Source organism: Caldicellulosiruptor kronotskyensis 2002 (assembly GCF_000166775.1).
Classification (GTDB): Bacteria; Bacillota; Thermoanaerobacteria; order Caldicellulosiruptorales; family Caldicellulosiruptoraceae; genus Caldicellulosiruptor; species Caldicellulosiruptor kronotskyensis.
Genome location: NC_014720.1, coordinates 2085599 through 2098199, shown reverse-complemented (window position 1 = coordinate 2098199; position 12601 = coordinate 2085599). Strand labels below are relative to the sequence as shown.

The window sequence follows — 12601 nt, the reverse complement described above, 5'->3', positions numbered from 1 at the left end:
CCCAAATGTTCATTTTAAATCATAATTAAATTATATACCTTTCAACTTGTGCATACAATAAAATAATTCCATAATATTCCATTTTGAATTAAAAAATTGTTCGCATACAAGTTGGAAAGCAAACTTTTCAAAATCCACTTTTAAAATAAAAACTTTTATGCTACAATATCATAGTTAAAATATAACTTTTTATTAGACAGACAGCAATGAAAAATTTAAAATAAATCTTTTTGAGGGAGGATTAGAATGGAGTTCAAGATTGAGAAAAAGGGTACAAACAAGGCAATCATTGAGGTTGAGGTTGAGGCTGAGAAGTTTGAAGAAGGTCTTCAAAAGTCTTATTTAAAGAACGCAAAATATTTCAAAATTCCAGGTTTCAGGCCTGGCAAGGCTCCAAGGTCTTTGATTGAAAGAGCTTATGGCGAAGAGGTATTTTATGATGATGCTATTGACTATGTTTTAAATGAGACATATCCAAAGGTAATTGAAGAGAGCAAACTTGAAGTTGTCTCAAGACCAGAAGTGGATATTGTTCAGGTTGGAAAAGGCAAGAGCTTCATATACAAGGCTGAAGTATATGTAAAACCTGAATTTGAGCTTGGTCAGTACAAAGGAATTGAAATTAAAAAGATTGAATATCCTGTTGCTGAAGAAGAGGTAGAACATGAGCTTGAACACTTGAGAGAAGAAAATGCAAGGTTTGTTCCTGTTGAAAGACCGGTTGAAAACGGAGATATTGTTACAATTGACTTTGAAGGTTTTGTAGATGGTGAGCCTATAAATGGCGGTTCAGCAAAGGACTATGAACTTACAATAGGTTCAAATACTTTTATACCAGGATTTGAAGAACAGCTTATTGGTATGAACAAGGGTGAGGAAAAGGAAATAGAGGTAACATTCCCAGAGGATTATCAAGAACCTTCACTTGCTGGTAAAAAGGCAACTTTCAGGGTAAAAGTGAAAGATATAAAGGTGAAAGAACTTCCTGAGCTTGATGATGAGTTTGCAAAAGATGTCAGTGAATTTGAGACATTAGAAGAACTGAAGGCAAATATTAGAAACAGAATTAAAGAGAAAAATGACCAGAAAGCAAAAGACGAAATGATTGATGCAATTTTAGAAAAGATTGCGCAGAATACTTCTATAGATATTCCTGAGCCTATGATAGAAAATCAGATAAATTATTATGTTGAAGATGTTGCAAGAAATCTTCAGTACTTTGGCATGACATACGAGAGATACCTGCAAGCTATAGGAAAGACTGACAAGGAATTTAGAAGCCAGTTTAGAGAAAGAGCAGAAAAGGCTGTAAGGAATAACCTTATCTTGGAAAAGATTGCAAAGGTAGAAAATATCCAGGCAACAGATGAAGAGCTTCAAAAAGAGCTTGAAAGACTTGCAAAGATGTACAACTTGGAAGTTGATAAGCTTAAAGAAAGACTTTCTGAAGATGATATTGAATATATAAAAGAGGGTATAATCCTAAATAAGGCTATAGATTTTATTTACGAAAATGCTAAAATTATAAGTGAAGATAATCAAGGTGAAAATCAAGAGAATTAAACAGAATTGTTGAATGGAATTAATATTTTTAGTGTTACTAAATTGTTTTTTGGATAAAGGAGGGAAAAATTATGTCTGCACTTGTTCCAATAGTTATAGAGCAGACAAACCGTGGCGAGAGAGCATATGATATATATTCAAGGCTTTTAAAAGATAGAATAGTAATCTTGAGCGGTGAAATTACAGACGATATTGCATCACTTATTGTTGCTCAGCTTCTCTTCTTAGAAGCTGAAGACCCTGACAAAGACATTTACCTTTATATAAACTCACCTGGTGGCTCTGTTACAGCAGGCTTTGCAATCTATGACACAATGCAATATATAAAGCCTGATGTTTCAACAATCTGTGTTGGTTTGGCAGCGTCAATGGGCGCGTTCCTGCTTGCGGCAGGTGCAAAAGGCAAGAGGTTTGCACTTCCAAACAGCGAGATAATGATACACCAACCGCTTGGTGGTGTTCGCGGTCAGGCAACAGATATAAAAATCCATGCAGAGTGGATTTTGAAGATAAAAAATAGAATAAATAAAATTTTGTCAGAGAGGACTGGTCAGCCAATAGAAGTTATTGAACGTGATACAGACCGTGACTTTTTCATGACAGCAGAAGAGGCATTAAAATACGGTATCATTGACAAGGTGATTGAAAGGCGCCCATAAATCCTTCTTTAATTTGAGGTGATTCAAAATTGGCTAAGTTTGAAGAGAAGAAACAGCTAAGATGTTCATTCTGTGGGAAGTCACAGGATGAAGTAAGACGACTTGTTGCTGGTCCTGGCGTTTATATCTGTGATGAGTGTATTGAACTTTGCTCTGAAATAATCTCAGAGGATTTTGAAGAAGAAGAATACAATGAGTTTGACGACAGACTCCCAACTCCAAAGGAGATAAAAGAGTTTTTAGACCAATACGTTGTTGGTCAGGACCACGCAAAAAAGATTTTGTCTGTGGCTGTATATAACCATTACAAGAGGATATACTACCACGACACTAAAAAAGACGATGTTGAACTTCAAAAGAGCAACATCTTGATGCTTGGACCAACAGGGTCTGGTAAAACATACCTTGCTCAGACTCTTGCAAAGATGTTAAATGTCCCGTTTGCAATAGCTGATGCAACAACTTTGACAGAGGCAGGTTATGTTGGTGAAGACGTTGAAAATATCTTGCTCAGGCTCATACAGAATGCTGACTATGATATTGAAAGAGCAGAGCGTGGTATAATCTATATAGATGAAATTGACAAGATTGCAAGAAAGTCTGACAATCCTTCTATCACAAGAGATGTTTCAGGCGAAGGTGTTCAGCAGGCCCTGCTCAAAATATTGGAAGGGACTATTGCTTCTGTTCCACCACAGGGTGGGAGAAAACATCCGCACCAGGAATTTATACAGATAGACACAACAAACATCCTGTTTATCTGTGGCGGGGCTTTTGAGGGTATTGAAAAGATAATTGAAAAGAGAATTGGTGAAAAGACACTTGGTTTTAACGCAAAGATTGAGAGCAAAAAAGAAAAAAAGATTGGTGATATACTAAGACAAATAATGCCTCAGGATCTTCTAAAGTTTGGAATGATTCCAGAGTTCATAGGACGCGTGCCTATAATAGTTACATTGGATGCACTTGACAAGGAAGCTTTGATAAAGATACTAACAGAGCCCAAAAATGCTCTTGTAAAACAGTATCAAAAGCTCTTTGCAATGGATGGTGTTGAGCTGGAGTTTGAAAAAGATGCATTAGAAGCGATTGCTGACAAGGCTATTGAGCGCAACACAGGTGCAAGAGGTCTTAGAGCTATAATGGAAGAGATTATGCTTGATGTGATGTTTGAGATTCCGTCAAATGATAAGATAGAAAAGGTTATTATTACAAAAGCTGCTGTTTTAAAAGAAGACAAACCTATTGTAATAATAAATGAGAACAAGAAAGCTCAGAAAAGACCAAGACTAAAACAGCGACTTCAGGAAAGAAGAGGAAATGTTTCATAACACAAAAATCTGAAATGTAGAAACTGACAATTGGAATGGAAGGCTGGATGAAAATGCCAGCCTTCTTCTTTTTGAATTTTTCATTTCCAAGAAGGGAAATTTGAGTTTGTAGAGAATTTAGATATTATAATAAGTTTGGCATAAATAAAACAAGTATAAACTTGGCCTTATAAAAAGGTTCGGTGAGAGGTTTTGCTTAAAATAAGAGAGTATCAAGAAAATTTAGAAGAAAAGATTCTTTCTCCCTATGCAACACTTTCAAAAAATACAAAAGGGAGACAAAAGCAAGAACAGAAATGCGATGTGAGAACAGAATTTCAAAGAGATAGAGATAGAATAATACATTCCAAGTCTTTCAGGAGGCTAAAACACAAAACCCAGGTGTTCATATCTCCAGAAGGTGACCATTACAGAACAAGGCTCACGCACGCTTTGGAGGTTGCGCAGATTGCAAGGACAATATCAAGAGCACTGAGACTTAACGAAGATTTGACAGAAGCAATAGCGCTTGGTCATGATTTAGGTCATACACCATTTGGGCATGCAGGTGAGGATATCTTAAACAAGATAACTACAACTGGATTTTCACACAATGTTCAGAGTTTACGTGTTGTTGATTTTCTGGAAGGTGAAGACGGTCTCAACCTTACTTTTGAAGTTAGAGATGGGATTTTGAATCATGTCTGGGGCAGAACGCCCGCTACCTTAGAGGGCAGAGTTGTCCAGTTTGCAGACAGAATTGCCTATATCAACCATGACATTGACGATGCTATGAGAGCAGGTATATTGAAAGAAGATGACCTGCCTAAAGACTGTCTTAAAATACTGGGATATTCTAAGAGAGAGAGAATTAATACATTAATTAGGGATATAATAAAAAATAGTATGGACAAGCCAGAAATCTCCATGAGTGAAGATGTTTTTTATGCTATGCAGACTTTACGAAGTTTCATGTTTGAAAATGTGTATATTGGTTCTGAAGCAAAAAAGGATGAAAGTAAAGCCAAATATATTATACAAGCTCTCTATGAATATTTTATGTCGAACTGTGACGTCTTACCTGACGATGTGAAAAAGAATATCGACAGATTTGGAAAGGAACAGGCAATAGTTGACTATATAGCTGGAATGACAGACAGGTATGCTATGCGAAAGTTTTATGAATTATTCTTACCGTCACCATGGAACAAGCTTTGATTTTTATTAAAAATGCTAAAAGGTATTTTAAAAAATTTGTCGAAATAAAATTAAATTGTTTAAAAAAACGCGAAGGTGAACATGATGTGCTGGAAAGAGTTGTAGAACAGGTTCTAAGCAAAGTCGACATTGTTGATGTTGTCTCAATGTATGTACCGCTTAAAAAAGTAGGAGTGAACTTCAGAGCGCTTTGTCCTTTTCATCAAGAGAGAACACCCTCTTTTTATGTCTCACCGGCAAAACAGATATTTCACTGTTTTGGATGTGGAGTTGGTGGTAATGCTATCCATTTTGTAATGCGAATAGAAAATTTAACTTTCACAGAGGCACTTAAGGTTTTAGCAGAAAAGGCTAAGATTAATGTAGATTTTTCTCAAACTCAGTCGTCAAAAGATAAAGTATTAGCAAAACAAAAAGAAGAGCTTATTTCTCTTCACAATGATTGTTTGGAATATTTTCAGAGGCAGTTATATTTAAGAGAAAACATGGATGCTGCAAGGTATGTTTTGAAAAGGGGGATAAGAAAAGAAACTGCAAAGCAGTTCGGACTTGGATTTTGCCCTGAGGATAACAACTTGTATGAGATGCTTTCAAGAAAGTATTCTAAAGAGATTATTGATAAAAGTGGAATTTTTATTGAGAGAAATGGAAAGAATTATTGTAGATTCGAAGGCAGGCTCATTTTTCCTATATTCGATACAATGAACAGAGTAATTGGGTTTGGTGGTCGTATAATTGACGACTCCCAAGCACCTAAATACATGAATTCACCCGATACTCTTATATTTTCAAAATCGAAGGTTTTATATGGTCTTAACATTGCAAAATCAAGCAAAGAAAAAGATTTTGTAATTGTTGAGGGGTATATGGATGTCATTTCTCTTCATCAAGAAGGTATAGACAATGTTGTGGGAGTTTTGGGCACAGCACTTACACAAGACCATAGTTTTCTTCTGCGCAGGTACAAAAATGAGGTTGTTCTTTGCTTAGATAGTGACCAGGCAGGAAGAAATGCTACATTTAGAAGTGCTGATATACTTTACCAAAATGGGCTTATAGTAAAGGTTATGGAGCTTGAAAATGCCAAAGACCCTGACGAGTATATAAAAAAGTTTGGAAAGGATGCGTTTTTACTAAAGAAACAAAATGCTATGTTTGTAATAGATTTCAAAGTAAAGCAGCTTTCTTCCAACTATGATTTATCAAAATCAGACCAAAAGTTCAGATTTGTACGAGAATACTTTGAAAAGATTTTGATGCCGATTACAAATGAGGTTGAGAGGCAGGAATATATAAGAAAGTTATCGCAACTTACACAAATTGATGAAGAAGCAATATTAAAGGAATTTACCAAAAATGAAAACATAAAACTAAAACGCTTGGAAAGTATTCAACATTTTAAACAAGTTCAGCAAAAAAGTAACTTAACAGAAGAAGAGAGAATCAAAAAAAATGACATAGACCTTTTATCTATCTATGTGGAATGGGCTAACAAGTCAGAAAGCATCAGAAATGCTGTTGCCGAGGATGATTTTTGCACCGAGGATATAAAAATGCTTTTCAGTTCAATAAAAAACTTAATTAATGAGGGGATGGAATTGACCTATTCAATGCTTTTGACGTTTGTCGATGATGAAAGGGTATTGTCAGAGCTCACAAGCTTTTCGTCAAAAGGATTCGAAACAGAAGAGGCTGCAAAAAAAGCGATAGATGAACTAAAGACAAACAATAGTAGAATGTTATGGTTAAAACGCGAGATGTTGGAGGCACAAAAGAGAGGAGATAATGAAAAGGTATTGAAGTTACAAATGCTGATTAGAAAAATCAAAGACAGAAAGGAGGGAATTTAAGGGATGTCAGAGCAGAACATGGAAAACAATGAGGTAAAAAACCTCAATGACAAAAATATAAATAAAAATAGTGAAAACGAACACCAGCAAGAAGCTGAAAAACAATTGCTTGCATCACAGAAAAATGAAAGTCAAGAAAAGCAGTCTACAAAAAAGAGCACAGAAAGTAAATCAGATGGTAAAAAAATAAGTGAAGAAAAGAAGACACTTATAAGAGAGAAGGTCAGAGAACTTATCTCACTTGGTCAGAGCAAGGGTTTTTTGACATATTCAGAGATACAGGAGATTCTTGACAAGGTAGAGCTTGATGCAAGCCAAGTTGAAAATATATATGATACCTTAGAGAGCATGGGAATTGACGTTGTTGACGACAGAGTGTCAGAGGAGGAGCTCTTAAAAGACGATATAGAAAATCTGCCTGAAGGTATTGCAATTGATGATCCTGTTAGGATGTATCTTAAGGAAATTGGTAAAATACCTCTTTTGACTCCTGAAGAAGAAATCGAACTTGCAAAGAGGATTGAACAGGGGGATGAAGAGGCTAAAAAGAGGCTTGCTGAGGCAAACTTGAGGCTTGTTGTTAGCATTGCAAAAAGGTATGTAGGGCGTGGAATGTTATTCTTGGATCTAATTCAAGAAGGTAATTTGGGACTTTTAAAAGCAGTTGAGAAATTTGACTACAGAAAAGGCTATAAATTCTCGACATATGCAACCTGGTGGATTCGCCAAGCAATTACAAGGGCAATTGCCGACCAAGCAAGAACTATAAGAATTCCTGTTCATATGGTTGAGACAATAAACAAGTTAGTTAGAGTATCACGCCAGCTTCTGCAAGAAAAAGGTAGAGAGCCAACACCTGAAGAGATAGCAAAAGAGATGAACATGCCAGTTGAAAAGGTGCGTGAGATTTTGAAGATTGCCCAGGAGCCTGTATCGTTGGAGACGCCAATCGGTGAGGAAGAAGACAGCCACTTGGGTGACTTTATCCCTGATGATGATGCTCTTGCACCCTCTGAAGCAGCGGCATATTCAATGTTAAAAGAGCAGCTTTTAGAGGTTTTGGATTCATTAAACGAAAGAGAAAAGAAGGTTTTAAAGCTCCGATTTGGCCTTGAAGATGGCAGAGCAAGAACCTTAGAAGAGGTTGGCAGGGAATTCAATGTGACACGTGAAAGAATTCGTCAAATTGAGGCAAAGGCACTGAGGAAACTTAGACATCCGAGCAGGAGTAAGAAGCTTAAGGATTTTTTGGAGTAAGAGTGAAAGGGGATTACATGGCATAAATATTTGTGGTTCCTTGGTAAAAGTGATAGAATTTTAGAGACTATAAATAATTTTGTGTAAAGTATAAGAACCTCCTTCTTGGTAAGAATCAGAATATAAACAAAAATATCCAAGAAGGAGGTTTTTTGTTATGGAGAATGTTTTAACAAAAGAGCAGCTCTTAGAGTTTATAAGAAAAAATAATATTCAGAGTGTAAGTGATATTTACGAAAGTTTAAAAGACCTGTTCAAAGATGTACTTCAAAGCTTTTTAGAAGCAGAAATTGAAGAAACTCTGGGTTATGAAAAATATGATATTAAAAACAAACAAACTACTAACTCTCGAAACGGATATACCCAGAAAACCGTAAAAACAAAATTTGGAGAGATGGAAATTGATATTCCAAGAGACAGAGAAGGTGAATTTGAACCCAAGATAATTCCCAAATATAAAAGACATATCTCTGAAATTGAAGATAAAATAATAGCTTTATATTCCAGAGGGATGACAACAAGAGATATTCATGAACAAATAAAAGATATCTATGGTATTGAAGTATCTGCTGAGATGGTAAGCAAAATTACAGAAAAAATAGTACCATAGAATAAGAGAATGGCAAAACAGACCATTGGAAAAGATATATCCGTTTATTTTCATGGATGCAATCCATTACAAGATAAAAGATGAAGGCAAGATTGTAAATAAGGCTGCTTACGTTGTTTTAGGGATTAACATTGAGGGATATAAGGATGTTTTAGGAATATGGATAGGAGAAAGTGAAAGTTCTAAATTCTGGCTTGAAGTTTTGAATGATTTAAAGACAAGAGGAGTAGAAGAAGTCCTGCTGTTTTGTGTTGATGGTCTTACTGGTTTAAAAGAAGCAATAGAAGCAGTGTTTCCAAAGAGTGATATTCAAAGATGTATAATCCACCAGTTGAGAAATTCATTTAAGTATGTTTCGTATAAACACATAAAAGAATTTTCAAAAGATTTCAAGAGAGTATACCAGGCAACAAATGAAGAAGAGGCATTTGAGAATTTTTGTCAAATAAAAGAGAAATGGGGGAAACAATATCCTTATGCATTTAGAAGCTGGGAAAGCAACTGGGAAATGCTGACCTCGTTTTTTAAGTTTCCCCCGGAGATTAGAAGAATAATTTATACAACAAACATTATAGAAGGTGTTCACAGACAGTTTAGGAAAGTTACAAAGTCAAAATCAGTATTCCCAAATGATATAGCTTTAGAAAAGATGCTTTATCTTGCGACTAAAAATGTTGTAAGAAAGTGGACGCAAAGATACAGAAACTGGGATATGATATTAAACCAGCTTTTAATAATGTATCCTGAGCGGTTGAGAGAATATATAAAGTAGAAGCAATCATTTGTTCGCGTTTTTTTAACTGCTTCTATAGAAGCAGTTAAAAAAACAAATAAAAAAAAAGATAATATAACCCAGTATTAAATTTTCTCCATGAAGTTAAAAATTTATGCATAAAAAATATTGAAATGGAAATACTAAAAATAGAAAGTTGGCAATAAAATTTTGAATGATTACTTACCAAGAAGGACGGCTTATCTTAAATACACAAAATTATTTACACACCCGAATTTTAAGAGGGACTGGTTTTTTAACCCAGTCCCTCTTTCAGTTTGGTCCAAATAGTTCAAAATTTATTTCATAATCAGCATAGATTCATTTAAATACCCATGCAAGCTTAAAGATACCTCATCGGAAGAGAATATTCGTCGCTCAAGTGATGGTTTTAATTCTTTTTGTTTTTGTATCTTCTCAATAAAAACATCTCTCAAAAGCTTATAAGTATCAGTATAGGTTTTTGCAACCGAAGGGTCTGTGAACTCCTTAAATCCATCACCCCCAGTTGCCATAAAATTGTTTGTAGCAACAGTATATACTTTATCCATTTCAATAGGTGTTCCATTTGACATTTTCATATCATAAACCCTATTCATAGATGGTTTTTTCATATCATATTTGAATGTTAATCCAGATACCTGAATTCCTTTTCCATTATCTTGCACTGCTTCTTCTAAAATAGTTTTGATTTGACTTCCTTTCATTTTAAGTATAACAATAGTATTATCAAAAGGCATTAATTGGTAAATATCGCCAAGAGTAATTGGTCCTTTTTTGAGGTCAATTCTTAGTCCTCCATTATTAGTAAATGCGAAATCTGTGTGAGCAAATTCTCTGATGGCATCTGTAGCCCAGTTTCCTAAAGCGGAATCACCATATGGTTTTGCCCTCTGTTCACGAGTTATATCTGACACTGCTGTTCCTATGACCTTGCTAAACTTCCGACTCACTTGTTTATCTGCTTTTTCAATAACTTCTAAAACTTCTTTATCCATGGGGGGATTACTAATATTAAATAAAGGAGTTATATCCACATATTCTTGTTTTACTACATTAGCTACTCCGTTTTTTAATTTTACCTTGATATGAATATACCCCTTGCCTTGACAATTAGCTACACAAACAGGTATGCCATTGATTTTAGTATTTACAACTGAATGGGTATGTCCTCCGAGGATGATATCTACTCCTTTCACGTTCTTAGCAAATTCAGCAATATTGCCTGTTAGGATATTATTATTCATATAGCCTCCCATATGAGCAAGTACTACTATTATTTTAACTCCTTCACTTCTCAATTTTCTTGCAAGATTGTTTACTATAAACACAGGGTCTTTAAATTCAACGTTTTTGATATAAGCTGGTAAAATGATGTTGGGAAATTCTTTATTATCTACTACTCCTATAATTCCAATTTTTGTATTGGCTTTATTGACTACTACATAAGGCTGACAGTAGTTTACTATCTTTTTAGTATTTTTGTCATATATGTTGGCACCTAAAACTGGTATATCAGAATTTTTAAGAGTCTTTCTTTTTGTGTCGATTACTGCATCAATGCCCCAATCATATTCATGATTACCTATAGTCATGGCATCAAATCCAATATTTTTCATCATATCTATAACTGGTTTACCTTTTAGTATATTTGAAACCGGAGTCCCTTGAAACATGTCGCCTGCTGCTAAGATTATTGTGTTTGGATTACTGTTTTTTATCTTTTTAATTTCATTAGCTAAAATAGCTCCAATCTGCTGTTTTAGAGTACTTCTATCTTGCATTTTGACAGTATTATATAAATAGCCGTGTAAGTCAGTTATTTCTACAATGTCTATTATTTTCGTAGAAGAAGCAGCAGAGGATATAGGAATATACGTTAAAATAATTGATAACATTGTAATAAGTATAATTAGGAGTTTCAATATACATACATTTTTCTTTTCCATCTTTTTCTCTCCTTTCGTAAAGTTTCTTTTAACTAATACTATATAACTTTTTTGTTAATTTGGTATTAAATTAATGTAAAAATAAGTTTGAAAATCCGGTCTTTTTTGTAATATAATACAGTTATTGTATTAGATAAATTCTTAACAAAGATTTAACGTGTAATTTAATTGAATTTAAAGAAACACCAATATAATATATGCCGTAATAAAAAGAGAGGAGGAGGTGCAGGGTTGTGAGGTTAAGAAAATTACTTCTAAATGTAATAAGTATATGTTTACTTTTGTTTTTAACTTTTTATATCATCCATATAAAAGGAGTTGCAAGGTCTGAGAAATTACAAAGATTATCAAGTATTTCTGAAAAAACATTAAATTTTAAGTTTGCTGTTATTTCTGATCCCCATATTTCAGTGTTTGAAAGTAGCATGTCTCCTACTAACGAAGTTAAAATGTTTAAAGATTCTGTAAGTTTACTGGAAAGCACTGTTAAGGAAATAAACAAAATTCTGGATATTAAATTTGTTTGTGTATTGGGAGATCTCACAAAAGACGCGGAGCCATGGAATGTTGACAAGGTTAAAGAAATTTTGGATAGGTTACAAGTACCATATTATGTTGTATTGGGGAATCATGATGTAAGTGTGGTTGATTCACATCTCAAAAATATGGGACCTTCGGTAACCCGTAGTACAATGATTTGGACTTTTCAAGGACACGGTTTTAGTGGACCCAACCGTTGGTGGAGTTTAGATCCATTACCAGGAGTTCACCTGATTGGTCTTGATTCTACAATGATTGGTGATTGGGGAGGCTATATTGATAACCAACAACTCAAATTTTTAGAGAAAGACCTTCAGAATAACAAAAGTAAGCTTACAATAGTAATGCTTCATCATCAACTTCTTCCATACACTAAAGCAGAAGAAACAGGTGAAAATAATTTTAATAAGTTTGTATTGTATAATAGCAAACAGGTTCGAGAAGTATTAGAAAAATTCCCTCAAGTAGCTGTAGTGTTATCAGGTCATCGACACATCAGTACGCGCTATAAGATGGAAAAGGGTATCGCATATTTTACTTGCGCTTCTACAGTTACGTATCCTATGCGTTATACTATTTTTGAAATAAAAGGTTGGAAGTTAACTTATACAACAAAAGATGTGCCTTGTGACCAAAAGGTATGGGAAGAAGCAAGGAAAAATGCACTTAATACTAACATTAATACCTGGCCTCGCTGGAGTGCTCATCCAAACACACCTTCTGGTGATAAGTCTTTGTTAGAAGAGCTTGAAGGTCCAAGTTTTCAAAAAGGTTTTGTTTCTTTGGCACGTTTAAAAGATATAATAAAATAAATAGTTTCTACAAAAAACACGAAAGGGTTGTCACATAACAAAAGAGGTGACAACCCACTTT

At 34.5% G+C, this 12601-nt stretch carries 8 protein-coding genes and 1 pseudogene; 8 read left to right on the top strand and 1 reads right to left on the bottom strand.

Annotated elements, in window-relative coordinates; translation table 11 throughout:
• Window positions 1-246 precede the first annotated feature (246 nt).
• From tig to CALKRO_RS13345, 7 genes and pseudogenes are all read left to right on the top strand, one after another.
• Window positions 247-1563, top strand: coding sequence for a trigger factor (tig, locus tag CALKRO_RS09720; protein ID WP_013430846.1), 1317 nt, complete (start codon window positions 247-249; stop codon window positions 1561-1563).
• Window positions 1564-1634: 71 nt separating this feature from the next.
• The gene (gene clpP, locus CALKRO_RS09715; protein WP_013430845.1) at window positions 1635-2222 is read left to right on the top strand and encodes an ATP-dependent Clp endopeptidase proteolytic subunit ClpP; all 588 of its coding nucleotides are present in this window, start codon (window positions 1635-1637) and stop codon (window positions 2220-2222) included.
• Between the two features lie 29 nt (window positions 2223-2251).
• A complete protein-coding gene (gene clpX / locus CALKRO_RS09710) occupies window positions 2252-3553 on the top strand; it encodes an ATP-dependent Clp protease ATP-binding subunit ClpX (protein ID WP_013430844.1) in 1302 nt (433 codons plus the stop codon).
• 192 nt (window positions 3554-3745) lie between these two features.
• Window positions 3746-4750: a deoxyguanosinetriphosphate triphosphohydrolase gene (locus CALKRO_RS09705; RefSeq protein WP_013430843.1), complete on the top strand. Its 1005-nt coding sequence runs from the start codon at window positions 3746-3748 to the stop codon at window positions 4748-4750.
• The gene (gene dnaG, locus CALKRO_RS09700) at window positions 4747-6600 is read left to right on the top strand and encodes a DNA primase (protein WP_013430842.1); all 1854 of its coding nucleotides are present in this window, start codon (window positions 4747-4749) and stop codon (window positions 6598-6600) included. Before CALKRO_RS09705 ends, dnaG begins: the two co-directional genes overlap by 4 nt.
• Before the next feature lie 3 nt (window positions 6601-6603).
• Window positions 6604-7857, top strand: a complete 1254-nt coding sequence (gene rpoD / locus CALKRO_RS09695; protein ID WP_013430841.1) for an RNA polymerase sigma factor RpoD — start codon at window positions 6604-6606, stop codon at window positions 7855-7857.
• A 157-nt stretch (window positions 7858-8014) separates the two neighbouring features.
• A pseudogene (locus CALKRO_RS13345) lies at window positions 8015-9239 on the top strand (IS256-like element ISCbe6 family transposase).
• Between the two features lie 299 nt (window positions 9240-9538).
• Here the strand turns inward: CALKRO_RS13345 and CALKRO_RS09680 are convergent.
• Window positions 9539-11188 carry a bifunctional metallophosphatase/5'-nucleotidase gene (locus CALKRO_RS09680; protein WP_013430840.1) on the bottom strand — a complete coding sequence of 550 codons (1650 nt, stop codon included), beginning with the start codon at window positions 11186-11188 and terminating at the stop codon, window positions 9539-9541.
• Between the two features lie 233 nt (window positions 11189-11421).
• Here CALKRO_RS09680 and CALKRO_RS09675 point away from each other — a divergent pair, with 233 nt between their 5' ends.
• Window positions 11422-12540 carry a metallophosphoesterase family protein gene (locus CALKRO_RS09675; protein WP_013430839.1) on the top strand — a complete coding sequence of 373 codons (1119 nt, stop codon included), beginning with the start codon at window positions 11422-11424 and terminating at the stop codon, window positions 12538-12540.
• Window positions 12541-12601: the final 61 nt, after the last annotated feature.

Excerpts from the sequence above, each read along its gene's own strand:
- tig (WP_013430846.1), top strand. The coding sequence starts at position 247 with ATGGAGTTCAAGATTGAGAAAAAGGGTACAAACAAGGCAATCATTGAG.
- clpP (WP_013430845.1), top strand. The coding sequence starts at position 1,635 with ATGTCTGCACTTGTTCCAATAGTTATAGAGCAGACAAACCGTGGCGAG.
- rpoD (WP_013430841.1), top strand. The coding sequence starts at position 6,604 with ATGTCAGAGCAGAACATGGAAAACAATGAGGTAAAAAACCTCAATGAC.
- CALKRO_RS09680 (WP_013430840.1), bottom strand. The coding sequence starts at position 11,188 with ATGGAAAAGAAAAATGTATGTATATTGAAACTCCTAATTATACTTATT.